This is a genomic window from Streptomyces sp. NBC_01525, from assembly GCF_045040405.1.
GTDB classification, from domain to species: domain Bacteria; phylum Actinomycetota; class Actinomycetes; order Streptomycetales; family Streptomycetaceae; genus Streptomyces; species Streptomyces benahoarensis.
In genome coordinates this window covers 3,610,303-3,636,144 of record NZ_CP109397.1, presented here as the reverse complement: position 1 = coordinate 3,636,144, position 25,842 = coordinate 3,610,303, and the positions used below count along the sequence as shown (strand labels likewise).

The 25,842-nt window shown below is 73.5% G+C and carries 18 protein-coding genes and 2 pseudogenes; 10 read left to right on the top strand and 10 right to left on the bottom strand.

Annotated features, from left to right (window positions below):
- Positions 1 to 65 precede the first annotated feature (65 nt).
- Positions 66 to 4,172, top strand: a complete 4,107-nt coding sequence (locus OG422_RS16280) for a PAS domain-containing protein (RefSeq protein ID WP_405743493.1) — start codon at positions 66 to 68, stop codon at positions 4,170 to 4,172.
- 73 nt (positions 4,173 to 4,245) lie between these two features.
- On the opposite strand, the gene OG422_RS16275 is transcribed toward OG422_RS16280, so the two are convergent.
- The 7 genes and pseudogenes from OG422_RS16275 to OG422_RS16245 all read right to left on the bottom strand — a co-directional run.
- On the bottom strand, positions 4,246 to 5,892 hold the full coding sequence (locus OG422_RS16275) for a long-chain fatty acid--CoA ligase (protein ID WP_405743492.1): 1,647 nt from the start codon (positions 5,890 to 5,892) through the stop codon (positions 4,246 to 4,248).
- A 218-nt stretch (positions 5,893 to 6,110) separates the two neighbouring features.
- The gene (locus tag OG422_RS16270; protein WP_405743491.1) at positions 6,111 to 6,845 is read right to left on the bottom strand and encodes a S1 family peptidase; all 735 of its coding nucleotides are present in this window, start codon (positions 6,843 to 6,845) and stop codon (positions 6,111 to 6,113) included.
- Between the two features lie 126 nt (positions 6,846 to 6,971).
- Positions 6,972 to 7,340 (bottom strand): hypothetical protein, encoded by a 369-nt coding sequence (locus tag OG422_RS16265; protein ID WP_405743490.1) that lies wholly within the window; start codon positions 7,338 to 7,340, stop codon positions 6,972 to 6,974.
- A gap of 22 nt (positions 7,341 to 7,362) precedes the next feature.
- Entirely contained in the window at positions 7,363 to 7,887 is a 525-nt protein-coding gene (locus OG422_RS16260; RefSeq protein ID WP_405743489.1) for a hypothetical protein, read from the bottom strand.
- A gap of 63 nt (positions 7,888 to 7,950) precedes the next feature.
- Positions 7,951 to 8,526, bottom strand: coding sequence for an HD family hydrolase (locus tag OG422_RS16255; RefSeq protein ID WP_405743488.1), 576 nt, complete (start codon positions 8,524 to 8,526; stop codon positions 7,951 to 7,953).
- Between the two features lie 17 nt (positions 8,527 to 8,543).
- On the bottom strand, positions 8,544 to 8,900 hold the full coding sequence (locus OG422_RS16250) for a hypothetical protein (RefSeq protein ID WP_405743487.1): 357 nt from the start codon (positions 8,898 to 8,900) through the stop codon (positions 8,544 to 8,546).
- Between the two features lie 586 nt (positions 8,901 to 9,486).
- A pseudogene (locus tag OG422_RS16245) lies at positions 9,487 to 9,681 on the bottom strand (helix-turn-helix domain-containing protein); the annotation flags it as partial.
- A gap of 205 nt (positions 9,682 to 9,886) precedes the next feature.
- Between OG422_RS16245 and OG422_RS16240 the strand changes: the two are divergent.
- From OG422_RS16240 to OG422_RS16225, 4 genes are all read left to right on the top strand, one after another.
- Positions 9,887 to 10,297 (top strand): DUF6415 family natural product biosynthesis protein, encoded by a 411-nt coding sequence (locus tag OG422_RS16240; RefSeq protein ID WP_405743486.1) that lies wholly within the window; start codon positions 9,887 to 9,889, stop codon positions 10,295 to 10,297.
- A 224-nt stretch (positions 10,298 to 10,521) separates the two neighbouring features.
- Entirely contained in the window at positions 10,522 to 10,845 is a 324-nt protein-coding gene (locus OG422_RS16235; RefSeq protein WP_405743485.1) for a hypothetical protein, read from the top strand.
- A gap of 295 nt (positions 10,846 to 11,140) precedes the next feature.
- Positions 11,141 to 11,854 (top strand): DJ-1/PfpI family protein, encoded by a 714-nt coding sequence (locus OG422_RS16230; RefSeq protein ID WP_405743484.1) that lies wholly within the window; start codon positions 11,141 to 11,143, stop codon positions 11,852 to 11,854.
- Between the two features lie 62 nt (positions 11,855 to 11,916).
- Entirely contained in the window at positions 11,917 to 12,360 is a 444-nt protein-coding gene (locus OG422_RS16225) for a MarR family winged helix-turn-helix transcriptional regulator (protein ID WP_405743483.1), read from the top strand.
- A gap of 180 nt (positions 12,361 to 12,540) precedes the next feature.
- Here OG422_RS16225 and OG422_RS16220 read toward each other — a convergent pair.
- Positions 12,541 to 12,927: pseudogene (locus OG422_RS16220) on the bottom strand (helix-turn-helix transcriptional regulator); the annotation flags it as partial.
- An 88-nt stretch (positions 12,928 to 13,015) separates the two neighbouring features.
- Between OG422_RS16220 and OG422_RS16215 the strand changes: the two are divergent.
- Positions 13,016 to 13,618, top strand: a complete 603-nt coding sequence (locus OG422_RS16215; protein WP_405743482.1) for a dihydrofolate reductase family protein — start codon at positions 13,016 to 13,018, stop codon at positions 13,616 to 13,618.
- A 75-nt stretch (positions 13,619 to 13,693) separates the two neighbouring features.
- Here OG422_RS16215 and OG422_RS16210 read toward each other — a convergent pair whose 3' ends face one another.
- A complete protein-coding gene (locus tag OG422_RS16210; protein WP_405743481.1) occupies positions 13,694 to 15,877 on the bottom strand; it encodes a SpoIIE family protein phosphatase in 2,184 nt (727 codons plus the stop codon).
- 363 nt (positions 15,878 to 16,240) lie between these two features.
- Here OG422_RS16210 and OG422_RS16205 point away from each other — a divergent pair, with 363 nt between their 5' ends.
- The 3 genes from OG422_RS16205 (at position 16,241) to OG422_RS16195 (ending at position 22,816) form a co-directional block, all read left to right on the top strand.
- Entirely contained in the window at positions 16,241 to 20,473 is a 4,233-nt protein-coding gene (locus tag OG422_RS16205; protein ID WP_405747818.1) for a HAMP domain-containing protein, read from the top strand.
- Entirely contained in the window at positions 20,470 to 21,279 is an 810-nt protein-coding gene (locus tag OG422_RS16200) for a response regulator (protein WP_405743480.1), read from the top strand. Before OG422_RS16205 ends, OG422_RS16200 begins: the two co-directional genes overlap by 4 nt.
- Before the next feature lie 88 nt (positions 21,280 to 21,367).
- Complete coding sequence (locus OG422_RS16195; protein WP_405743479.1) at positions 21,368 to 22,816, top strand: DUF5685 family protein; 1,449 nt, start codon at positions 21,368 to 21,370, stop codon at positions 22,814 to 22,816.
- 147 nt (positions 22,817 to 22,963) lie between these two features.
- Here OG422_RS16195 and OG422_RS16190 read toward each other — a convergent pair whose 3' ends face one another.
- Positions 22,964 to 23,515, bottom strand: coding sequence for a SigE family RNA polymerase sigma factor (locus OG422_RS16190; RefSeq protein ID WP_405743478.1), 552 nt, complete (start codon positions 23,513 to 23,515; stop codon positions 22,964 to 22,966).
- Positions 23,516 to 24,074: 559 nt separating this feature from the next.
- Here OG422_RS16190 and OG422_RS16185 point away from each other — a divergent pair.
- Positions 24,075 to 25,790, top strand: a complete 1,716-nt coding sequence (locus tag OG422_RS16185) for a hypothetical protein (protein WP_405743477.1) — start codon at positions 24,075 to 24,077, stop codon at positions 25,788 to 25,790.
- Positions 25,791 to 25,842: the final 52 nt, after the last annotated feature.

Here is a 25,842-nt window from a genome sequence, read left to right as displayed (position 1 = left end):
GACTCCCTACCAGCGGCCCGCCCAGCCGGGCCGGCACTGTGCGGTAACAGGGAGGAAGCGTCGTCGTGAGCAGCAGGCCATCCCGAGGCGCTGCTCGCCTCGCAGCCATACTGGACGCCCTTCCTGACGCGTTGTTGCTCGTCAACTGCAATGGCACGGTCGTCAACGCCAACACCATCGCCCTGGAGACGTTCGAGGCGCCCGGTACCGCCCTGGTGGGGCGCGGGCTCCTCGACCTCCTGCCGTCGTTCGACTCCAAGCGCATCCCCGGCTCCATGCGGCGGCACGACACCGATGCCGAGGGCGGGCGGACGAAGCCGACGCGGATGGTGGCGCGCCGTACCGACGGCACCGAGCTGCTCGTCGAGGTGACCAGCGCCAATCTGGAGGACGGTCGTACCCCGTACGAGTCGGCCTTCGAGGCGGCGTACGCGGATCACCGCAACGGCTACACCGGCAACGAACTGCTGATGCTGGTGGTGCGGGATCTGACAGGGACGCTGGACACCGAGACGGAGCTGGCGCGTCAGCAGCGGCAGACGGAGATGATTCTGCGGGCCGCGGCCGAGGGGGTCGTGGGCGTCGACGCGGACGGCAAGGTCGTCCTCGTCAATCCGTCGGCGGCGCAGATCCTCGGCTACCGGGCGAGCGAGCTGGGCGGCAAGGAGCTGCATCCGCTGATGCATCACTCCCGGGCGGACGGTTCGCCGTTGCCGTGGGAGGAGACGCCGCTGGCGGACACGTTGCGGTCCGGGCGCAAGCACCGGGTGCGCGGGCAGGCGCTGTGGGCGAAGGACGGCCGGTCGGTCTCCGTCGATCTGACGACGGCTCCGGTGCGCGACGGCGATCAGCTGGTCGGCGCGGTGATGACGTTCACCGACCGGCGACCGTACGACGCGCTGGCGGCGCGCCACACGCAGCTGCTGGCGGTGCTGGAGCAGGCGCTGCGCGGGCCGTTGGAGGAGCTGACCGGGGAGCTGCGGACGCTGGCGTCCGACCCGGCGGGGCAGCTGTGGCCGGAGGCCAACCAGATCCTGCACCACCTCGCGGCCGGGCACGCGCGGATGACGACGCTGGTCGACAACGTTCTCAGCTATCAGCGGCTGGACGCCGGGGCGGAGAAGCTGCGGCGCGAGAAGGTGTCGCTGGACGGTGTGGTGGCGGCCGGTGTGGAGGGCGCGATCGATCTGATCGGGCCGGGCCGGGCGCAGTTCGCGGTGCACGCGCCGCCGATCGAGGCGATGGTCGACGCGGAGCGGGTGGCGCAGGCGCTGTCGCATCTGATCGCGGATGTGGCGGGCGTCGACTCGACGGGCCGGATGCCGGCCGCGGACGCGGCGGCGGGTCAGGGCGCGGGCGGCCGCGGCGCGGTGGGCCAGGACTCGACGATCGTGGTGGCCGCGGCGCGGCGCGGCGATGTCGTCCGTATCGAGGTGCGTGGCCCGTACCGCGGCGGCGACCCGGTGCACGCGCCGATCGCGCGGGGCATCGTGCGGCAGCACGGCGGGCTGATGCAGACCCACAAGGTGCCGGGCGGCCAGAGCGCGGGCGGCAGCGCGTGGGTGCTGGAGTTGCCGGTGTCGGCGGACGGCACGGTGCCCGCGGGCGGCGGCCCGGCGCGGGAGGCGCAGGGCGACGGGACGACGGTGATGCCGTTCCCGGCGCAGCGGGCGCGCGGGACGGAGCCGTCGGCCGCGGCGGGTTCGGAGGAGTCCGGCGGGTCGGACGGTGCCGGGCGCGCGGTCGGCGACAGCGCGGGCGGTCATCGGCGGGCGCGGCAGGACGGCGAGGCGACGGACGGCGGGTCCGGTGGGACCGGGGCCGGGCGCCCGGGTGGCGACGGTGCGCCCGAGTGTGACGGTTCCGGGCGGCGGCGGGCGCCGCAGTCGGACGGTGCGGCGGGCGCGCTGCCGGCGTTGCCCGGTGGTGCGGGCACGGGCGCGGCGCAGTTGACGCCGGTCGGGCATCCGGCGCAGGCGCAGCAGGCGCCGCCGCAGGGGATCGCACAGCAGGTCGGCGGTCGGCGGGCGCGCCGGGCGCTGGCGGAGGCGCCGGAGCGCGCCGGTCAGCAGGGGCCGGGCCGGGCGGACGCGGCGGGCGGCGGGCGGTCGCCGTTCGCGCTGCCCCCGGCGGCGGCCGATCAGGTGCCGGGCACGGCCTCCGCTGCGTCCGCTACGTCTTCGGGGTCCGCGCTTCCGGCGCTGCCCGCGGTCACCGGGCAGTCGTCCGCGCAGGCCGAGGGGACCGGGCGGCGCCGGGCGCGACGTCCGGTGGCGAACGGTCCGGCGCAGCCCGCCGGGGCTCCGGCGGGTCCGCCCGGGCTGGAGCCCGCGGTCAACCCCGGTGTGCCGCAGGGTGAGTGGCAGGACGAGCCGACCGGTCGGCGGCGGGCGCGGCGGGCCGCGGCCGAGGAGCGGGCGGCGGCCGCGATGGCGGATTCCGAGGCGTCCGGGATGTTCGTGGCGGGCCCTGAGGGGCTGGTGGCGCAGTCCAGCGACGAGGACGCGGCGGGCGCCGGTGCGGCGCCGGGCGCGCAGCCGCAGGGCGCCCCGGGCCGGCAGGCTCCGCAACAGGGGCAGCAGCCGGTGCACCAGGGCAAGCACGGCCAGCACGGGCGTCCCGAGGAGCACGGGCCGCAGCAGGCCCGCCCGGATGTGTCGCAGCAGCGCCCGGCCCACGGCGGCGGGCCCGTACCGCCGCAGGGTGCGGGGCAGCCGATGCCGTCTCAGGGGCCGGGTCAGCCCGTACCGCCGCAGGGTGCCGGTGAGCCGATGCCGTCGCAGGGGCCGGGCCAGCCCGTTCCCCCGCAAGGTGCGGGGCAGCCGATGCCGTCTCAGGGGCCGGGTCAGCCCGTACCGCCGCAGGGTGCGGCGCAGCCCGTACCGCCGCAGGGTGCGCCGGTGCCGCCCGCCGAGCCGACGCGGGCCGCGCACGGCAGTGCGCCCGGGGCCGTTCCGGCCGAGGGGGAGGCGCCCGCGCCGACCGGGCGGCGGCGAGGGCGGCCCAGTCCTGCCGAGACGGAGGCGGAGCAGCGGCCGGAGGAGGACGGCGGGCCGGGGCCCGGGCAGTCGCACGGCCGGGAGTTCAGCGTCCGCACCCTTGGGCAGGGCGTGCCGTTCGCGCAGCAGCTCGTCGATCCGCAGGCAGCGCAGGGGACCCCTGCCGGGGGCACGCCGCCCGCCGGTACCCCGGCCGCCGGGTCGGGTCGTCGCCGTAGGCTCGCCGCGCCGCAGGAGAGCGGGCGCGGGGAGGCGGGCGCCGGGCGTCGGCAGGTGTCGGCGCCGTCCGGGCAGGGTGCGCCGCAGCCGCATCTGCTGGACGCGAGCGAGGGCCGGGCGTTCGCGGTCTCCGCGCCGGACGAGGGCAGCGAGGGACCGGAGCCGCTGGACGGGCCGAACGGTGCCGTGGAGGTGCTGGGTCCGCAGCAGCCGCCGATGGACGACGAGTTGCCGCCGGAGCCGCTGGACAATCCGCGGCGGCTGCTGGTGTGGCCGGCGCCGGACGTCTCCACGCAGCAGGCGCTCAGCGACCGCGGCTACCGCCCGGTGATCGTCAACTCCCGCGAGGAGGTCGACGCGCAGATCGCGGCGTATCCGGCCGCGCTCTTCGTCGATCCGCTGACCGGGCCGATCACCCGTACCGCGCTCCGGTCGCTGCGCCAGGCGGCGGGTGCGGCGGAGGTTCCGGTGCTGGTCACGGCCGGTCTGGGGCAGGCGACGCGGGAGGCGGCGTACGGCGCGGACCCGGCGGTGCTGCTGAAGGCGCTGGCGCCGCGGGACAGTGAGCAGCATCCGCCGCGGGTGCTGCTGATCGAGCAGAACGACGTCGTCGCCGGGGCGTTGACCGCGTCGCTGGAGCGGCGCGGGATGCAGGTGGCGCGGGCCGGGGCGGACAGCGACGCGGTCGCGGTCGCGCATCAGGTGCGGCCGAACCTGGTGGTGATGGAGCTGATGCAGGTGCGCCGCCGCCGCGCCGGGATCGTCGACTGGCTGCGGGCGAACGGTCTGCTCGACCACACCCCGCTGGTCGTCTACACCTCCGCCGACCTCGACCCGGCGCAGCTGCCGCGCCTCGCGGAGGGCGAGACGGTGCTGTTCCTCGCGGAGCGTTCCACCAGCGCCGAGGTGCAGGCCCGGATCGTCGACCTGCTGGCGAAGATCGGGACGAACTGAGCGCACGCCCGCGCGACGCCGGAGCCCCCGTAGGTGAGGTCCCTACGGGGGCTCCGGCGCGTCGGTGTGCGGCTCACCCCAGGTGGGTGACGTCCAGCTCGCCGTCCGCGTACCGCTGGCGCAGCGCCTTCTTGTCGAACTTGCCGACGCTCGTCTTCGGGACGGACGCGATCCGCGCCCAGCGCTCGGGCAGCTGCCAGCGGGCGATGCGGTCGGCGAGGAACGTCTTGAGCGCGTCGTGGCCGGTCGTGGCGGAGTCGATGAGGACGACGGTGGCGAGCGGCCGTTCGCCCCACCTGTCGTCCGGTACGGCGATCACCGCGGCTTCCGCGACGTCCGGGTGGGCCATCAGGTGGTTCTCCAGCTCCAGGGAGGAGATCCATTCGCCGCCGGACTTGATGACGTCCTTGGCGCGGTCGGTGAGGGTGAGGTAGCCATCTGGGGTGATGGTGCCGACATCGCCGGTGCGCAGCCAGCCGTCGGGGCTGAACTTGTCCTCGGGGCGCTGGGGTTCGCCGTCCGCACCGCCGTAGTAGGCGCCCGCGATCCACGGGCCGCGGACCTCCAGTTCCCCGGCGGACACGCCGTCCCAGGGCAGCCGGATGCCGTCCGGGCCGGTCAGCCGTGCCTCGACGGAGGCGGGGAAGCGGCCCTGGGTGGTGCGGTAGCGCCACTCGTCGTCGCCGGTGGCCCCGGCGGGCGGGTGGGCGACGGTGCCGAGCGGGGAGGTCTCCGTCATGCCCCAGGCGTGGACGACGCGGATGCCGTGCCGCTCCTCGAAGCCGCGCATCAGGGCGGGCGGGCAGGCGGAGCCGCCGATGATGACGGTCCGCAGACAGGCCACGTCCCGCCGGTTGGCGTCGAGTTCGGCGAGGAGGCCCTGCCAGATGGTGGGGACGGCGGCGCCGATGGTGGGCCGCAGCGTCGCGATCATCTCGGCGAGCGGCGCGGGCTGGAGGAACCGGTCCGGCATCAGCAGCGAGGCACCGGCCATGAACGCGGCGTGCGGCAGTCCCCAGGCGTTGACGTGGAACATCGGGACGACGGGAAGTGCCAGGTCACCGGCGCCGAGCGCGAAGGATTCGGCGGTGTTGACCTGGAGGCAGTGCAGGTAGAGCGAGCGGTGGCTGTAGAGGACGCCCTTGGGGTCGCCGGTGGTGCCGGAGGTGTAGCAGAGGATGGCGGCCTCGCGTTCGTCCAGCTCGGGCCAGTCGTAGCGCTCCGGGTGCCTGGTGAGGAATTCCTCGTAGTCATGGACGGTGGGGCGGGCGCCGTCCAGGACGGTACGGTCGCCGGGCCCCGTGACGATGAGGTGTTCCAGGAGCGGCAGTTGGGGCAGCAGGGGCGCGAGGAGCGGCAGCAGGCTGCCGTTGACGAGCAGGACGCGGTCCTCGGCGTGGTGCGCGATCCAGGTCAACTGCTCCGGGGCGAGCCGCAGGTTGAGGGTGTGCAGCACCGCGCCCATGGAGGGGACGGCAAGATACGCCTCCAGGTGCTCAGCATTATTCCAAAGAAGAGTCGCGACACGGTCCTCCCGCTCGACGCCGATGCCGCGCAGCGCGTGGGCGAGCCGCGCGGCCCGCGCGCCGACCTCCGCGAAGGTCCGCCGGTGCGGCTCGCCACCGGTCCAGGTGATGACCTGCGACGATCCGTGGACGGTCGAACCGTGCTCCAGGATCCGCGAGACCGTGAGCGGTACGTCCTGCATCGTGCTGAACACCGGGTGCCTCCGCGTGGTACGTGCGCTGCTGCGGGCGCTTGTTACGGGCAAGTAGTGACGCTGGGTGCGATTCTCGGCGCGTACCGGGTGGTATGTCACGTGCTCGGGAGTGTTCTTCCGAGCACATGGCCTGATGAGGCGGGGTGGGGTGGGGTGGGGTGGGGTGGGGTGGGGTGGGGTGGGGTGGCTTGACGGGCCGCGGTCGTGCCCCTCCCCCGCTACTTCCCGATGACCGACCGGATCCAGGACAGCTGCTGAGAGATCTCGCCCGCTCCGGCGATCTGCTCGCGGTCGGAGGTGTCGAAGACGCCGAGGAGGGTTTCGGTGCCGTTGGGGGCGATGCTCATCACCGGGCCGCCGGAGTCGCCGCCCGCGGGCAGCCCGGTCACCTTCTCCATGCAGAAGTCGGAGCCGCCCGGCGCGCTGAAGCCCTCGCACCGCGGGTCGTCCGGCCGTACGACGCGCAGGTCCGACTGCTTGAGCACCGGGGACTGGCAGGTGTTCTCGTCCCCGGTGCAGGTGGCGCCCCACCCGTACTGGCGGACCAGCTGCCCCTGCCGGACCGGCGAGGTGGCCAGGGGCGCGGTGGGGATCTTCATCGGCGGGACCTTGATCAGCATCATGTCGGCGTCCGCGGCGCCGTGGCGCGCGCCGGGCACCGGACGGACCCTGGTGCCCTTGTTCATGTCGAGGTCGCCGACCCGGAACAAGATCCGCCGGTCGGCGATCGGCTGCGCCTGCTCGAAGAAGCAGTGCGAGGCACTGATGATCCACTCCGGGGCGACCGCCGTCCCCGTGCACTCCGGTTTCCCGTCGACGAGCATCCGCACCGCCCACGGCCCGTACGTACTCTCCGTCCCGCCGATGACGGCGGCGGCCGGGGTGGACGACATCACCGCGCCCGTCACCAGCAACAAGACGGTCAGCAACAGCGCGCGTACGCGACGCACCATCCGGATCAGCTCCTCTCGGCGGGGAATGGGCCGTACGGCTGAGGAGAGGGGCCGTACGGCTGGAGAGAGAGCGCGGCGGGGCGAAAAGTTCCCGTAACCCTTCTCCGGGCCCTCCCCCGCGGCCGTCTAGACGGCTGCCTCGACCGTCTCGATCGCCTCGAAGATGTCCGCGTCCGTCTCCCGCTGCCACTGCGGCAGTTGGGGCCAGTCGGCGACATAGCCGGGCTTCGGGTCCGCGAAGTGCCGGTACATCTGCGCCGTCCAGCACGTGGCGACGAACCGGCCCTTCTGCTCCCGCGTGAGCCGGGCCGCGTGCCCGTCGCTCACCTCCAGGAACTGCCGCACCTGCGCGTACACCGCCCCCGCGGCCGCCCGCTCCCACTCGGGCGTCCCGTCCCACGGCGTGACGTAACCGGGCTTCGGCTCCCCGGGGAAGTGCCGCCGCACTCCGTCGATCCACGCCTCCCGGAAGATGCGTGCGCCTTCGGTTGTCATTCTGCGTTCCCCTCTCGTCGGGTCATGGTGTGCGCGGGGCGGGGCCCGGCGCGTTCGTACGGGTCCGGGCCTCATCCCGCGTCGCCCCCTCCGGCCGAACGACCGCGACCGGCACTCCGGTACGCCGGGCGTGGGCCACCACGTCTGCGGTGCCGCCGTAGCCGCGCGCCGGTTGCCCGTCCCAAACGGCGAGGAGCCGGTCGGCCAGCCCGACGAGGACCTCGCTGCCGCGCATGTGCGCCTGCTCCGTCGACACGCGCATGCCGGTGCGGTGCACCTCGGCCGCCCGGGCGAGCAGCGCGTCGTACGTGGCGTGGCGGGACACGGGCAGACCGGCCCGGTACTCGTCGGCCGGTACGACCACCTCCAGCCGCCCGCCGCGCGCGAGAACGGCCTCCGCGAACCAGGCGTCGGGGCCATCCGCGAGGCACGAGATACCGCACAGGTCGGAGTCGTCGTACGCCTCCAACTCCGCGTGGAGGCGGGCCCGGACCTGACGTTCGACCTCGGCGGAGAGGCCGCGGTGGCCGGTGATTCCCAGGCGCATGGAAGTCCCTTTCCTGGATGGAAGTCCCTTTCCCGGCGTGCGGCGGTGAAGGCGAGCGCGCACCTACTGCAGATACGTCCGCTGCCACTCCGCCGAGGACATGTTCTGTGCAGCATCGGCGAGTTCGATTGCCGACGGTGTCTTGAGTTTGGCGCGGGTACTGTCGACCCATTCGCGGGCGTTGCGGTATCCCTGTTCGAGGTATTCGAGACCCTGAATCATGCATTCCAGCTTGTCGGCGTCGTGCGCGACGAGGACTTCGAGCGAGTCGCCGTTCTCGTATTCGTCGATCACGGCCTGGATTCCCGACGCCACCTCGGGGTGCGCGTCGGCGACCTGGTCCCGGGTCACGTCCTCGTTCTTCGCCGCCGTCAGATAGCGGCGGCCGATCCACGGGATGTCGCCGACGCGGGTCTCCTGGGTGTCGTGGAAGGTGCACAACAACGCGACCTTGGCGGGGTCGGCGCCCTCCATCATCGCCAGGACCGCGCCGACGACGGCGACGCGGAACGAGTGCTCGGCGATGGTCTCCGGGTCCTTCACCCCCGCGATCCACCAGCCGGAACGCTTTCCGCGCTTCAGCGCGCCCATCTCCATCAGGTAGCCAACGGTCCCCTTGGCGTGCTGATCGTCAGACATGTGGTGTCCTTCCCGGATCATGGGGTGTTCAGCCTCAGACCGTAATGCACCGCGTCGAGCTCGCGCCGGGACTGACGGGAGACCTCTCCGCTCTCCAGCAGCCTTACGACGCGTTCACGGAGATCCCGGCACAGGTCAGGGTCCACCGCCAGAACTCCTGGACGAGCGGTGAGCAATGACCACACGGAATGCACATTGAGATCGATGCATCCGAGGTCAGGGTGGAGCCGGTCGACAAGACACCGAAGCAGCGCGCCCGCGTCCCACACCGAGCGGTCTCCCATGAACGCGTCATCGCCCCTGGGCAGGTGATCGAGCCCGAGCCAGTACGCCCAGTAGTTCAGGTTCGCCAGTTCGCCGACATCATCGGACATGGATCTCTCGGTGAACGCCCACAGCGGGTCGCGTTCGCCGTATCGAGCAAGAGATGTCGCCAGAGAACGGGCGTCTGCCCACGTCCATAGGCCACCACACGCCGTCAGGGGCCGCCGCGCACGCATGTCCGCGATCCAGGTGCGCGTGTCCGATGCGGTGTCGTAGCTGCACAGATACAGCGCTTGACGGCGAAGAAGGGGGCCGCCGCTCCCCGAAGCCTCGGCGTCCTCCGCACTGTGCCGCAAGTGGTCAAAAAACATGCGACGTTCAGGCTCACCGAAGCAAGGGTCCCGCAGGCGAGGGGCCACGCCTGCGGGCCACTCCGGGCGGAGCAGCGGGCAGCGCCGCGGGCGGCATGCCTGTGAGCGCCCAAGCCACCATGTGCATTGATGTACGCGTGAACACGAGGCTTGCCAGCGGGTGCGCCCTCTGGTCCCACTTCCCGGCGTGTAGCGCATGACACAGAACAGCGTCGGCGTCCATGGCCACATCGAAGAGCGCCAGAAGCGCGGGGTCGGCACCGTGGAAGAGCAGATCGCGCTTTGCCGTACGGAACTGTGCGGCTGATAGCGCCGTCAGCGGTCGACGCCCCGACTCCCACCCCTGGACCGTCGTGATGTCCACGCCCAGCCTCTCTGACAGAGTCCGCTGCGTCATCCCCGCGCGCTCGCGCGTGATCTTGAAAAGGTGGCCCGAGACAGCCCCTTCATGAACCCTGCCGCGTAAACCCTGACCGCTTGTCAGTGATTTTCGTGGACGGCTTCCTTGCCCTGGAGTCATGCCATCGGCTCCTGCTCCTGGTACCAGCGCTCAACTCGTACTTCTCGTCAGTTTTATGACCGGGTCAACGCTCTTAGGTTCGTGGCTAGCTCAACGGAGAGTCGACGCGCTTCGACCATAGCCGCGTGCACCACCGCTTACCCGCGGCATGGGAATCCGCGCTGCTCAAGAGTGAATGTGCTGTCCACAGAATGGAGTTCACCTCATGCCCCCAGAAGTCTTGGGCATTGCCCCTTCGCCGACCGACGGTGCCGAGAATCTTCCCTCCCTGTCGGTGCGGGACCGTGACGCCGCCTACCAGGACTGCCACCGCGCCCTGGCGCCCCACCAGCAGATGCCGCCCGCCGAAGAGATCGCCGACCTGGCGGCACGGCTCGCGGAGCACTGCGCGAGGGCCGCGAAGGCGTGGGAAGGACGCTCGCCGGACACTGTCACGTCCCGTACCGCCACCGCCCTGCGTGACTGGCAGTGTCTGCGTACGGGCCCCGGTGAGGGCCCCTTCGCCGCCTGGCTGCACCTGCGGGCCATGGCGCGTACGTGCCGGACGCTGCTCGGCCAGGGCCAGTCGCAGGCCCTCCTCGCCTCTCTCCCCGAGGAGGATGGTCGTGACCGTTGACGCCGGAGCCCTCACCCGCGAACTCACCGACTACCTACGCCAACACCCGGATGAACTGGGCCCGTTGCTCCCGCTCTACGACGCCCTGCGGGATCACGCGCGGCGGGAGCGGTGTCCGCACGGTGGGCGGTGTCCCGAGGTGCGGGCCGGGGCGCTGTTGGTCGATGAGCGGGGGCGGGCGTTGCTGCTGCGGCACAGCGGGGGGGTGGGCGTTTCCGGAGGGGGTGCCCGAGCCGGGGGACGGTTCGCTTCGGGGGACGTCGTACGGGCTGTTGCGGGAGTTCGGTGGGGTGCGGGAGGCGTGGGCGGTGCCGGGGGCGGAGGGGCCGGTGCTCGTCGATGTCGGCGTGGCGCCCGGGGGTGGGGCGGGCGGCGCGCCCCGGATTCGCGTCGGATTCCGGTACCTCTTCGCCGCCCGCGCGGACGCCGTACCGCGTGTGGTGCTCCGTACGGGGCTGGCGCGGTGGGCCGATATGGGGGAGGTGGACGAGCGGATCGCGAGGCGGGTGCGGCCGTACACGGGGGCGGTCGGCGTGGAGAGCTCCTGACGGAAGGCTCTTCCGAGAAGCGGGGCGTGGCGGAGACGGGCCATCAGGGGCCCTGGGCGTGCGGCCCCGGCGCGGACGGCACCTGGGCCCTTGAGGCCGGCTGAACAGCACCTGGGCCCGTGAGACCTGCCGACCGAACCGGAGCGACAGCTCCGGCATCCCGCACCGCCCCGGCCTCCCGCGGAGGAGCCGGGCGGCTGTACAGGGGAGGGGTATGGGCAGTCTTCTTAGCGGGGACTTACAGGCCAACTTGTAGTCTAGCTGCAAGACCTGCGAGGCGAGGAGAAGAAGGAACATGACCGATGAACTGCGCAAGCTCGAAGTCGCGATCCTGGTGTGTCCTGGGTACCTGCCGGCCGATGTCATCGGGGTCCACACGCTTCTGGGCTTCCAGCCGGAGGTGAACGTGCATCTCGTCTGGAAGGACCTCGACGAGCTGACGGGCACCCCCCACTTCCCCACGCGTGCGACCACCACGTTCGAGGACTGCCCGGCCGACCTCGACGTCCTGCTCGCGGGCGCGGTGCCCGCCGAGATCTGCGAGGACGCCGAGACGCTGGAGTTCCTCGCCGACCGCGGCGGCCGCGCGAAGTGGGTCGCGGGTGTCTGCATGGGCAGCGTGCTGCTGGGCGCGGCCGGGCTGCTCCGCGGGTACCGGGCCACCACCAACTTCCACGCGTACGACCTGCTGCCGTACTACGGGGCGACCCCGGTGCCGACCAACCGCGTCGTGGAGGACCGCAACCGCATCACCGCCGGACCGGCGACCGGCGGCCTGGAAATCGCGCTGCGGCTGATCCAGGACCTCCGCGGCACCGAGGCCGCGCGCCGGTCCGAACTGACCTGGGAGTACGCCCCGGAGCCCCTGTTCGGCGTCGGTACGCCGGAGCTGGCCGGGCCCGAGCTGGCCGGGGCCTCGATCAGGGATTTCGACGAGAAGCACGCCGTCCTCCGGGAGCTGTCCGAGCGGGCGGCCGAGCGGCTCGGTGTCGTGGTGCCGCCGGCCTGAGAGGCGGCCTGGGACACTGAACACGGGGTTCCGGAACGTAGAGCCCCGGTAGGGAGTCTCAGGTGAGCAAGGCGCCGGAGGGTGCACCGTCGACCGTCATATTGGTGATCGCCGCCGGGCGGCGTCTGCAGGCGCAGATGGAGGACCGGCTCGTCGGCATCGGCCTGTCGGTGCGGCTGTTCAGCGCGCTCGGACACCTCTCGCGCGACGCCGACCTGTCGTACAGCGATCTTGCCCGCCGTGCGGGCGTCACCAGTCAGAGTATGCGCGCCACCGTTCTCCTGCTGGAGGAGATGGGGGCGGTGGAACGCAACCTTCAGGGGCAGGGGCACCGCGCACGACTGGAGCTGACCGACGAAGGCCGCGCGCTGCTCGCCAGGGCGCGGGGCCTCGTGTCGGAACTGGACGCGGAGTTCCTGGCGGATGCGGACGAGGAGCTCAAGGGGGCGCTGGAGGAGGCGTGCCGACTCGTCCTGGGGGGCTCGTTCCCGGTCCGGCCGCGGTGAGCGGGGGCGGTCATCCGCACATGGTGTCAGGGACGCCGGGCGCTGTGCGGCGGGCCGGGGCACCGGCCGGTCCGGGTGCCGCGTGCGTCCCGGACACCGGGCCGGACGCCGGGACTTGGGCAGCGGTGGCTCGCGCGCCGGTCACCACTCGCCGCCCGGCCCCCGCCCTCAGTCCCGCCCGCGGTAGGCAGCCGTGGCGAGGGCGGAGATCACGCGCTGGGCCGGGTCGAGGCCCGGGGGTTCCTCGAACGTGCCGGGCAGGGGCCGGGCGTCGGTGATGCGGTCGAGGCGGAGGGAGCGGGCCTCGCCGAGTCGGGTGTCCTCGCCCGTGACGTACCAGCGGCCGGCGTGAGCGACGATTCCGTAGGCGTGCAGGGTGCGTTCGGTGCGGTGGCCGGTGCGGTCGGTGTAGCGGAGCGAGAGCGGGCGATGGTGGCGTACCGCGTCGGCGACGGTGAGCAGGACGTCGGTGTCGGGGGTTTCGGGCGCTCCGGGGCGGTCCGTGAAGGCGAGCGTTTCCAGGAGGGCGTCGAGGCGGTGGGTGAGGTGGCGGGGCAGCACCCGGCGGTTGTTCCGTCCGGTCCGGGGCAGGGTGGATGCCGTCGATCACGGGGGTCCGACCCGCGCCCCCGCAGGCAGGCGAAGGAGACAGCAGATGGGCAAGGTCACCACCAGCGTCACCACGATGTCCTTGGACGGCTACATCGCCGGGCCGGAGGAGAGCGGCTTCGACCTGCTGTTCCGGTGGTACGGCGACGGCGATGCCGAGATCCCGACGGCCAGTCCCGACGTACCGCCGTTCCGCGTGTCGGCGGCCAGCGCCGAGCTGATCCGGCGGGAGTGGGGGAACACGGGGGCGCTGGTCGTCGGGCGGCACCTCTACGACCTGACGCACGCCTGGGGCGGGCGGCATCCGATGGACGTGACCACGGTCGTGCTCACCCACCGGCGTCCGGAGGACCGTCCCGAGGACGACGAGAACTTCGTCTTCGTCACCGGCGGCATCGAGGCAGCGGTGGCCCGGGCGCAGGAGCTGGCCGGGGAGAAGGACGTCGTGGTGAACGGCGGGCAGATGGCCCGGCAGTGTCTGGAGGCCGGGTTGCTCGACGAGGTCGGTATCGCGCTGGTGCCGGTGGTCCTGGGCGGCGGCACGCGGCTCTTCGACGGGCTCGGGAGCACACCGGTGCGGTTCGACGGGCCGGTGGCGGTGGTCGAGGGCGAGGGCGTCACCCATCTGCGCTACCGGGTCGGGAAGTAGGGACCCGTGGCCGCCGTACCCCGGGGGCGTACGGACCGAGCGCGGCTCGCCCCGGCCGCCGCGCCCCGGGGACGGTCACCCGTCGGCGCGCGCCCGGGCCGCCGGGGGTACCGCCTGGAGGACGAGGACGGAGAGGTCGTCCTCGACGGGGCCGGGGCCGAAGTCGTGGGCGGCGCGGCGGACGTGTTCGGCGAGGGCGTTGGCGCCCAGGCCCCAGCCGTCGCGGAGGATATCGGCGAGGCCGTCGTTGTCGTCCAACTGCCAGCTGCCGCACCGGCGTTCGGTGACGCCGTCGGTGACGCAGACCAGCGCCTCGCCGGGTGCGAGGGTGAACGGGCTGGCGCTGAACTCGGCGCCCTCGTCGATGCCGAGGAGCATCTGCGGTTCGGAGACGGGGACGACACTGCCGTCGGAGCGCAGGTGGAGCGGGAGCGGGTGGCCGGCGCTGGCGACGGAGCCGTGGGCCCCGGGGACGCCCGGGTCGCTGGTCAGCTCGCCGCACAGGAGGCTGAGGAAGCGCGGCCGGGCCTGTTCGCCGCCGGCCTCGACGGCCTCGGCGCTCTCCTCGGCCATGGCGGCGTTGAGACGTTCCAGGACGGATTGGACGCCGTGGCCCTCGCGGGCGAGGAGCCGGACGAGGTGGCGGGCGAGGCCGGTCACCGACATGGCCTCGGGGTCCTTGCCCTGGACGTCGCCGAGGAGGAAGCACCAGCGGCGCTCGCCCAGCGGGAAGATGTCGTAGAAGTCGCCGCCGACGGTGAGGCCCTCGCCGTGCGGTTCGTAGACGACGGCGGTGTCCACGCCGGTGATGCTGGCGAGGGTGGTGGGCAGCTGGCGCCGCTGGAGGGCGCGGCTGATGGTGCGCTGGCGGGTGTACTGGCGGGCGGTGTCGACGGCCTGGGCGACGCGGTGGGCGACGGCGTCGACGGTGCGGGCGACGGCGTCGGTCATCCGCAGCCGTCCGGCGCGGCCGAGCAGCAGCATGCCCTGTTCCCGGCCCTGGAAGACGAGGGGGAAGGCGAGCGCGGAGCCGCCCGCCGGTCCGCCGCCGGCGCTCTTCGGCCAGGGCCAGGCGGTGCCGGGGGCCGTGACCACGGTCGCCGGGGGCTCGCGTTCCAGCTCGGCGCGGAGCGGGCCCAGGTGGCGTTCGTCGGTGTGCCAGATGCGGGAGAGGTGCAGCGCGGCGGTGCCGGGGGTCTCGGTCCGCAGCCAGATGCCGCACCAGTCGGCGAGCCGGGGGACGAGCAGCTGGGCGACGAGCGCGGTGACGAGGTCCTGGTCGAGCTGGCCGGCGAGGAGTTCGCTGGTCTCGGCGAGGAGGGCGGGGCCGCCCAGGTCGGCCCAGTCGGCCCAGTCGGCCTGGTCGGCCCTGTCTGCCTGGTCCGCCCTGTCTGCCTGGTCCGTCTGGCTCCCTCGGGCCGACTGGTCCGGCCGGTCCGCCTTATCCGGCTGGGCCGGCTGGGCTCCCCCGGCCGGCTGGTTCCCTTGGTCCGCTCGGTCCGGCCGGGCTGCTCGGTCCGCCCGGTCCGTCCCGTCCTCCCGGTCCGTCCGGTCCGTCCGCGCGGCCCCGTCGGCCCAGTCGGTGACCAGACCCACCCCAACGGCCCCGTCCTCCTCACCGGACGCCTCCGCCCCACGTACGGGCGCACCGTCCGGCCCGGCACCCCGCTCGGCGCCCAGCGCCGCCTCCCCCGTCTCATCCCCCACCACGTCCACCCCCGCCGCCGTCACCAAACCGGCGAGGTCGGAGCGGGGTGCGGCGGCGGAGGCACGGTCCGGGGCGGAGGCCGGGGCCCGGTCGGGGGTTTCCAGGCGGAACCAGACGGTTTTCTCGGCCTGCCGGTAGGTCACGCCCCAGGATTCCGACAGGGCGCGGACCAGCTGGAGGCCGTAGCCGGGTTCGGCGTGGTGGGACGGGCCGGGGGCGGCGGTGGACGGGTCGCGCAGGCTGCGGGACGGGTGGCGGTCGACGACCTCGACGACCACGCCGGCGCCCTCCGGGCGGTCCTCGGGGGCGGTGCCGGGCGGGCGGTGGTGGCCGCGCTCCAGGCGGCAGCTGACGTCGATGTCGGTGCCCGCGTACATGACCGCGTTGGTGACGAGTTCGCTGGTCAGGAGGACGGCGTCGTCGACGAGGCCGTCGGTGACCGCCGCCGCCGCGGGCGTGCGGCCGGTAGCGCGGCCGGTGAGCGCGGCGCGGACGAAGCGGCGGGCCGCGGCGGGCGCGAGCTGGTTCGCCGGGATTCCCTTCCGGGACACGGACGCGGTCGTCTGCGCGGACAGCGGTCCCACTGCGGCCCCCTGCGTACGCCTGAGCAGAACGATTTACCTGCACTTAAACTATGGCATATGTGACTAATCGGACAGTCGGCTGGCCGTGATTGGGACGGTCAGCGGATTGTGGACAGCCAGCGGATCGCTTGGGGAGAGTGCGTCATGGCACACGACCCGGTCCGGCGTCGGCCCGCCACGCCCCCCTCGGGGTCCGGTCCCTCCGGCCGGCCGGCGGCGCCGGGCTCCGGAGCACACCATCCGCCGCCGGCCCCCGATGCCGCCGAGCGACCGGCCGCCCCGGACCCCGACGGGGTACCCGTACGGGAGCTGTGGCCGCTGCTCGCGGCGATGCGGGCGCTGTGCGACGGTGACTTCACGGCCCGGGTGACGGGCGAGCCGGACGGGGTGCTCGCCGAGGTCGCCGGGGTCTTCCACCAGATCGTCGCCCGCAACGCGCATCTGGCGGGCGAGCTGCAACGCGTACGCCACGAGATCATCCGGGAGGGCCGGCTCGACGAGCGGATCGCGCCGGGGCCCGGGCAGGGCGACTGGGCGGCCAACGTCGACGCCGCCAACACCGTCCTGGAGGCGCTGGTCGTGCCCGTCGCGAAGGTGTCGCGGGTGCTGGAGGCGGTGGCGGACGGCGATCTGACGCAACGCGTCGACCTGCACGACGGCAGCCGCCGGCTCCGCGGCGATCTGCGCCGCCTGGGCAGCGGCGTCAACCGCATGGTGGACGAACTCTCGCTGTTCACCGGGGAGTTGACGCGGGTCTCGCGGGAGGTCGGCACGGAGGGGCGGCTCGGCGGGCGGGCGAGTCCGCAGGGGCTGTCCGGCGACTGGCTCCAGGTGACGGAGGCGGTCAACACGATGGCGGCGCGGCTGACCGCGCAGGTGCGGGACATCGCCGTGGTGACGACGGCGGTGGCGCGCGGTGACCTGACGCAGCAGGTGACCGTCGAGGCGACCGGGGAGCTGCTGGAGCTGAAGCTGACCGTCAACACCATGGTCGACCAGCTGCGGGCCTTCGCCGACGAGGTGATCCGCGTCGCCCGCGAGGTCGGTACGGAGGGGCAGCTCGGCGGGCGGGCGCAGGTCCGGGGCGTGTCGGGGGTGTGGAAGGACCTCACCGACAACGTCAACTTCATGGCGTCGAACCTGACGTCGCAGGTCCGCAGCATCGCGCAGGTCACCACGGCAGTCGCCAACGGCGATCTGAGCCAGAAGATCGTGGTGGACGCGCAGGGCGAGATCCTGGAGCTGAAGTCCACGATCAACACCATGGTCGACCAGCTCTCCGCCTTCGCCGACGAGGTCACCCGCGTCGCCCGCGAGGTCGGCACCGAAGGGCAGCTCGGCGGGCGGGCACAGGTCCGGGGCATCTCCGGGGTGTGGAAAGACCTGACGGAGAGCGTCAACTTCATGGCGGACAACCTGACGACGCAGGTCCGCAACATCGCCCAGGTCGCCACCGCCGTCGCCGAGGGCGACCTCGGCAAGAAGATCACCGTCGAGGCGAAGGGCGAGATCCTGGAGCTGAAGTCCACGATCAACACGATGGTCGACCAGCTCTCCGCCTTCGCCGACGAGGTCACCCGCGTGGCCCGCGAGGTCGGTACGGAGGGCAATCTCGGCGGTCAGGCGCAGGTGCGGGGCGCGTCGGGGGTGTGGAAGGACCTGACGGACAACGTCAACTCGATGGCGTTGAACCTGACATCGCAGGTCCGCAACATCGCGCAGGTCACCACCGCCGTGGCCAACGGCGATCTGTCGAAGAAGATCGATGTGGACGCGCGCGGCGAGATCCTGGAGCTGAAGGACACCGTCAACACGATGGTGCAGCAGCTGCGGGCGTTCGCCGACGAGGTGACGCGGGTGGCCCGCGAGGTCGGCACGGAGGGGCAGCTCGGCGGTCAGGCGGAGGTGCACGGCGTCTCGGGCGTGTGGAAGGGGCTCACCGACAACGTCAACTTCATGGCGTCCAACCTGACGTCGCAGGTCCGCAACATCGCCCAGGTCGCCACCGCCGTCGCCGAGGGCGATCTGTCGAAGAAGATCGACGTGGACGCGCGCGGCGAGATCCTGGAGCTGAAGTCCACGATCAACACGATGGTCGACACCCTGTCGTCGTTCTCGTCCGAGGTGACGCGGGTGGCCCGCGAGGTCGGCAGCGAGGGGCAGCTCGGCGGCCAGGCGCGCGTCGAGGGCGTCTACGGCACCTGGAAACAGCTGACGACCAGCGTCAACGAGCTGGCGCTGAACCTCACCACGCAGGTGCGGGCCATCGCGGAGGTCGCCTCCGCGGTCACCCAGGGCGACATGTCCGGGTCGATCTCGGTGGAGGCGCAGGGCGAGGTCGCGGCGCTGAAGAACAACGTCAACCTGATGGTCGCCAACCTCCGCGAGACGACCCGCGCCAAGGACTGGCTGGAGTCCAACCTGGCCCGCATCGCCGGGCTGATGCAGGGCCACCGCGACCTCGTCGAGGTCGCCGATCTGATCCTGCGGGAGCTGACGCCGCTGGTGAACGCGCAGTTCGGGGCGTTCTTCCTGGCGGAGGCGGGCGCCGAACCGGGCGAGGGCCTGGAGTTCATCGCCGGGTACGGCACCGGGCGGGCCGAGGTCCGCCACGAACCGTCCCGGGGCGCGCCCCCCGGCGGGCTGATCAGCCAGGCGGCGACGGAGAAGAAACGCATCCTGGTGGAGTCGGTCCCGGCGGACTACATCACGATCAGCTCCGGTCTGGGCGCGGCGCCGCCGGTCAGCCTCGTCGTCCTGCCGGTGCTCTTCGAGGACCAGGTGCTCGGCGTCATCGAGCTGGCGTCGTTCAGCCGCTTCAGCGATGTGCACCTGGCCTTCATCGACCAGTTCGTGAACACCATCGGCGTCTCCGTCAACACCATCATCGCCAACGCCCGTACGGAGTCGCTGCTCTCGGAGTCGCAGCGGCTGACGGCGGAGCTGCGCCGCCGCTCCGACGAGCTCCAGCTGACCAACGCGGAGCTGGAGGAGAAGGCGGCGCTGCTGGCGACGTCCTCGCAGTACAAGTCGGAGTTCCTGGCGAACATGTCGCACGAGCTGCGCACCCCGCTGAACTCGCTGCTGGTGATGGCGCGACTGCTGGCCGACAACCCCGAGGGGCGGCTCTCGCCGCAGGAGGTGGAGTTCGCCGCCACCATCCACCGCTCCGGCTCCGACCTGCTCCAGATGATCAACGACATCCTGGACCTGGCGAAGATCGAGGCCGGGCGGATGGACGTCCACCCCAAGGAACTGCCGCTGATCAAGCTGCTCGACTACGTCCGGGCGACGTTCCGGCCGCTCGCCCGCGACCGGCACCTGAGCTTCGACATCACGGTCGCGGACGATGTCCCGCGCACGCTGTACTCGGACGAGCAGCGCCTCCAGCAGATCCTGCGCAACCTGCTCTCCAACGCGCTGAAGTTCACCTCGTCCGGCGGCGTCGAGCTGTCCGTCACGGTCGCCGCACCGGACGCCTCCGGCACCGGGCCGCCGCCCGCGCCGGGCCCGGTCCTCGCCTTCGCCGTCAAGGACACCGGTATCGGCATCCCGGCCCACAAACTCGGCGCGGTCTTCGAGGCGTTCCAGCAGTCGGACGGCACCACCAACCGCAAGTACGGCGGCACCGGGCTCGGCCTCTCCATCAGCCGGGACATGGCGACACTGCTCGGCGGCCGGATCACCGCCGAGAGCGAACCGGGCACCGGCTCCGTCTTCACGCTGTACGTACCGGCGCACCACACCGGCCCGTCGGCGGCCCTCCAACTCCCGGCGGTGACGGGCGGGGTGGCGGAACCGGCTGCGCCGGGGACCGTACCGGAGGCGGGGTCGGTGCACGCCGGAGCGGAGGCGGAGCCGGTGGGCGACGCGGGGGCGGCGGACACGGACCGGGGCGGCGGCTCCGGGCCCGGGACCGCGCCGGGTGCGCCGGGTGCGCCTTTCCCGGACGCGCCCGCCGGGCCGGAGCCGGGGTCCGTGAGCCCCGGGCCGGAGCGGGCGGAGCCCTGGGCCGCCGGCAGTCCGGAGGTCACCTGGCCGGAGACCTCCCGGCTGGGCGACTGGCTACGGGGCCGCTCGGGCCGGGTGCTGTCCGGCCGGCGGATCCTCATCGTCGACGACGACATCCGCAACGTCTTCGCCCTGACCCACGTCCTGGGCCGGGCCGGCATCCGCGTGAAGTACGCCGAGAACGGCCGCGAGGGGCTGGAGGTCCTGGACCGGACGCCCGACGTGTGCCTGGTGCTGATGGACATCATGATGCCGGAAATGGATGGTTACGAGATGATCCAGGCTCTACGGAAGGCTCCGCGCTACGCGGAGCTGCCGGTCATCGCCCTCACCGCGAAGGCCATGCCCGGTGACCGGGAACGCGCCCTGGAGACGGGCGCCGACGACTACGTCCCCAAGCCCGTCGACGTGGACCGCCTGCTGGCCGCCATCTGCCGCCTCCTGGACCCCGGCGGCGGGAACGGCGGTGGCGGCGCGGCGCCCGGGCCGGACGGCGGCGGCGGCGAGGGGCCGGACGGCGCCGGTCCCGGGCGGGCGGAGCGGCCCTCATGAGCGGGCCCTCGGACACCGCCGCGCTCCTCATCGTCGACGACATGGAGGAGAACCTCGCCGCGCTGGAAGCCGTGCTCGGGTCGCTCGCCCGCATCGTCCGCGCGGGCTCCGGCGAGGAGGCGCTGAAGGCGATGCTCCGGCAGGAGTTCGCGGTGGTGCTGATCGACGTCGTGATGCCGGGCATGGACGGCTTCGAGACCGCCGCCAACATCAAGGGGCTCGACCAGACCAAGGACGTCCCCGTCATCCTGCTGACCGGCGCGGAGGTCGACCCGAACTACGCCTACCGCGGCTACACCGTGGGCGCCGCCGACTTCCTGGTCAAACCCTTCGACCCGTGGCTGCTGCGCACCAAGGTCAACGTCTTCCTGGAGCTGTACCGCAAGAACCGCCAACTGGCCACCCAGTCCGAGCAGTTGCGCCGTCTCCTCACCTCCGAGGGCGGCCCGGACCGGCCCGCCACCCCTACGGGAGCGACGCCCGCATCCCGTACGGAACTGCCCGCGTCCCCTACGGGTGCGGCCCCCGCGTCCCGTACGGAATCCGGCGCGGCGCCCGGGGACGAGGGCACGGCGGGGAATCCGCCCCCGGGCGGGCCACCGTCGGACCGGGCGGCGGTGGCGGCGCGGCTGGGCGAGGTCGTGGGGCAGCTCACCGAGGCGGAGGGCGCGCTGCGGGAGGGCGGGGGCGGCGAGCCGTCCGGGGTCGCCGACCGGATCGCCGAGATCGAGCGCGCCGCCGGCCGGCTGCTGGCCGACTGCGGCAAGCCGGCGGCGGACGGCGGCCCGGCCCCAGACCGCCCCTGACCGGCCCGGACGCGATCGGTACGATTCCGGCCGCGGGTGCCGTCGGCCGGTGGCCCGCGTACGCGTCGTCACACGGGGGGTTCACCACATGTTCGGGATCGTCAGGCCCTGCGCCCATCGGCTGCCCGGCGGGCTGAAGGCGGAGTGGATGGCGCACCTGTGCGGGCTGTGTCTGGCGCTCCGCGCCGACCACGGGCAGTTCGCGCGGGTCGTCACGAACTACGACGGGCTGATCGTGTCGGTGCTGACCGATGCGCAGCGTGGCCCGGCCCCGGGTGGGCGCCGCACGGCCGGGCCGTGTCCGCTGCGGGGGATGCGGACGGCGTCGGTGGCCAAGGGGGAGGGGGCGCGGCTCGCGGCGTCGGTGTCGTTGGTTTTGGCGTCGGCGAAGATCCGTGATCATGTCGCGGACCGGAACGGGTTGCTGCGGCGCCGTCCGGTGGCCGCCGCGGCCCGGAAGGTCGCCGCCGGGTGGGACCGCGCGGGGGCCCGTACGGGTGCCGGGCTCGGCTTCGACACCGCCGTCCTGGTCGACGCGGTCGACCGGCAGGTCGGCATCGAGCAACTGGCCGGTCCCGGTACGCCGTTGGCGGTGATCACCGAGCCGACCGAGACGGCGACGGCGGCGGCGTTCGCGCACACCGCGGTGCTCGCCGGGCGCCCGGGCAACGCCGCCCCGCTCGCCGAGGCGGGGCGCCTCTTCGGGCGGCTCGCCCATCTCCTCGACGCCGTGGAGGACCGCGCGGCCGACGCCGCCGAGGGCGCCTGGAACCCGCTCACCGCCACCGGCGCCTCCCTGCCGGAGGCCCGTCGGCTCTGCGACGACGCGCTGCACGGTATCCGGCTGGCGCTGCGCGATGTCGCCTTCACCGACGGGAAGCTGGCGCACGTTCTGCTCGTCCATGAGCTGCGACGGTCGGTGGACCGGGCGTTCGGGACGGAGTCCTGCGGGCATCGCGGCGGACCCGACGGCACCCCGCTCCTCAACCACCCGCACGGCACCCCCGGGCCCTACGGGAGCCCGGCCCCGTACGGGGACCCGAACCCGTACGGGAACCCTCAGCAGGGCGCACCCGTCGGCGGCAACCCGTACGCCACCGGGCCGCAGCACCTCAACGGCGCGCAGCGGCCGCAGCCGGGCGGCGGGGCGACGCCTCCGCACCGGTACGACGGCGGGATGGACGACGGCGGCTCGGGCGGCGGGCACGGCGGCAGCGGCTGGGGCGGCGGGCACGGCGACGGCGGGAGCCACCGTGGCGGCGATGGATCACACGGGGACGGCGGCACGTCCGTGCCCCGGCCGCCCAAGCCGCCGCGCGGGCTGCTCGCCGGGTGCATCGTCGCCGTCGGCCTGTGCTGTTCCTGTCAGGTCTGCTGCGCGGGCAGCTACGAGGGTCCCTGGTCGCGCAAGAAGCACGAGGGGTGCTGCCACTCCGCCTGCGACGGCTGCGGCGACGGGTGCTGTTGTGATGGGTGTGACGGGTGCTGCTGCGATGGGTGTGACGGGTGCTGCTGCGACTGCGGGTGCGACTGCTGAGCCGGGAGCGGTCGGCGGCTCGGAGGGGATGGTCGGCGGCTCGGACCGGAGGTCACCGCCCTGCTGGGGCACTTCCACAACAGCACCCGCCCATACACCTACACCCAACTCCCCTATGTCATGGCGGAGTTGCCTGCCCGGCCGACCTCACTCGAACAGCGCCGGAGCCAGCTCCTCGTCCTCGCGGAGCTTGGCCAGGGCGCGGGAGACGGCGCTCTTGACCGTGCCGACCGAGACCTCCATGACCTCGGCGGTCTGGGCCTCGCTCAGGTCCTCGTAGTAGCGGAGGACGACCATGGCGCGCTGGCGGGGCGGCAGCCGCATGATGGCGCGCCACATCGCGTCCCGCAGGCCCTGGAGTTCGGCCGGGTCGGGGGCGGGGGCCGGGTCCGGCTCGGGGAGTTCGTCGCAGATGAACTCGTCGACCTTGCGCTTGCGCCACTGGGACGTGCGGGTGTTGAGCAGCGCGCGGCGGACGTAGCCGTCCAGGGCGCGGTGGTCCTCGATGCGGTCCCAGGCGACGAACGTCTTGGCCAGCGCGGTCTGGAGCAGGTCCTCGGCGTCGTTCGGGTTGGCGGTGAGCGACCGCGCCGCCCGCATCAGCACCGGGCCCCGGGCCCGTACGTACGACGAGAACGACGGGTACGACGGGCGCGTGACGGCGGGCTGCGTGGCGGAGGTGCACACTGGCGTGGTCATGCCTCCACGCTAGAAGCGGCCGACCCCTCACCGGATCGCCCCAAGGTGCCGAAGCGCCGTCCGTCTGAAGTTGTACGGGTGGGGTCTTCCCTACCTCCTTGGGGCGGAGGCCGGGTCCCCAGCCCCTACGGGGCGCCCCGGCGGGGCCCCGCCCCCGGACCGCGTACCGGCCCGTTGTGCTCCCCGTGCGCTCAGCTTCCGGCGGGACGCCCCTGACGCTCGGCTTCCGGCCGGGCGGTCCGCACGGCCCAGCCCCGCGCGCCCCCTGTGCCCCGCGCTCCCCCGCCGCCCCACGGCGTGCCCCGGCATACCCCCGGCGAGCCCCCACACCGCCGCCGCGCACGTGGATACGGTGGCAACGCCCAACGGCGCGGGCGCGTGTGCGCGGGAGCCGTGGGGCACGGTCCCCTGGGCGGGCCCGCACGCCGACCGACCACCGCGCGTCGGCCGTCCGGCCCGGGGCGCCCCCGGACCGTCCCTCGGGCGGCCCGGCCCCGCCCGCACCATGCCGCGCCCCCGCGGCGCACGCCACGTTCGTCCACCTCTCACCGGGAGAAACGTGTTGCAGACCCAGACCCAGACCCAGACCCAGACCGTCACCCACGCCGACCGCCCTCTCGCCTGGGAGGGCTTCTGCACCGGCCCGCAGGTGCTCTCCGGCGCGCAGCTCGACGCGCTCGCGACGCGGCTGCTCGGCCTCGGCCTCGCCGGGGTCGAGGCCGCGGCGCGCACCGAACTCGTCCCGTACCCGGCCGCCCGGGGCGCGGTCCCGGCGATCGTCCTCGGCTCCGCCACCACCCTGAAGAAGTGCTACGAGGCCGACGTCGCGCACCTCGTCGAGGGCACCCCGCCCGACGACTTCGCCACGTACAACGAGGCCCGGGCCGTCCACCTCGCCGCCCCGGGTGACCTGGTGGTGGGCCGTACCGAACCGTGGCGGCAGGCCGTCGCGGGCAGCGCCGCGGAGCCGGTGGAGGTGCCGGAGCTGCGCCACTACTACCTGACGCACGCGCTGCTGACGCTGGCCGCGCAGTCCCCGGCCGACGCGCCCGCGGCGCCCCTGGCGCGGCTGCTGCGGCAGCTGCGGCAGGCCCCGGGCACGATCGTGCGGCTCTTCGCCCTCGACCCCGAGGCGCGGGTGCTGCTGCTGTGGCTCAAGCGCACCGCGGGGCTGGAGCGGCTGCGGGTGGACGCCAACGGGCAGGAGGTCGCCGAGCGGTGGAACCGTAAGACCACGCTGTACCCGACGGTCGAGGAGGCGGCGGAGCTGCCCCCGCCCGCGGCCGCCGCCGACCCGTACGAACTGCTCGCCGCCGAAGCCCGAAGGACGCCGTTCACCAGGGAGTTCGGGGTGCTGCTGCCCCGGCTGCCGGGCTACTCCGTGACCCGCGCGGGCGCCGACGCGGCCGTGATGCGGCGGCGGGTGCACGGCGCCGCCCGGCTGCTGCGCGAGCGCTACGGGCTGCCGCTGGGCTGCTTCAAACCCGCCGAGGCGCTGACCGGCAGCCGCATCCGGACGGGCGTGCCGCTCGACGACCCGGCGGCGCTGGACGCGCTGGCCCGGCAGGCCATGGAGACCGAGGAGGACTACGTCCTGGAGGCGCACACCGACTATCTGCGGCACTCCGTCGAGGGGTACGAGTTCATCCTGGCGCCGAGCACGCACGTGGTGGCGGGCGAGCTGGCCGAGGGCGGCACCGTGCAGATCACCCGGGGCAGCGTCTGGGAGGGCAGCGTCTACGTCGACGAGGAGACCTGCGGGCGGTTCGGCATCGACCCGGAGGTCTTCCGCGGCGTGCGGGCGGGCATGGCGGGGCTGCTGGGCGCCTTCGAGGGCGGCGGGCGCAGCCTCGGGTTCGTCAAGGGCGGGGTGGACTTCGCGATCGCGAGGATCGGCGGGCGGTTCGGGGACACCCCGGTGGTCGGGATGCAGGACCTCAATCTCTCGTCCAACGGCGCGGAGTACGTCCGCGCGTTCCTCGCCCAGGCGCGGGAGGCGCACGGCGGCGACCGGCGCATCTACGCCGCCACCAAGGTGGTCCGGCCCGTCCCCGGCACCGATCTGCGGCGGCTGAAAGCCGCCGCCGAGGAGGACGCGCCGGGGCGGTGGACGCGGGTGCTCACCTCCGTGCCCGGATGCTGGGGCATGGTCGGGGTCGCCGGGCCGTGCCCGCGGCAGGCGGCGGAGGACATCCTCGCGCTCGAACAGCGGTTGCACACGGCGGGGCTGCTGCGCACCAGCCTGCGACAGGCACCCGAGCCCTGCGGCGCCTGACCCCTCCGTCGCGCCGTCGCACCGCCGCACCGTCCCCCCTCCCGCAGGGGGG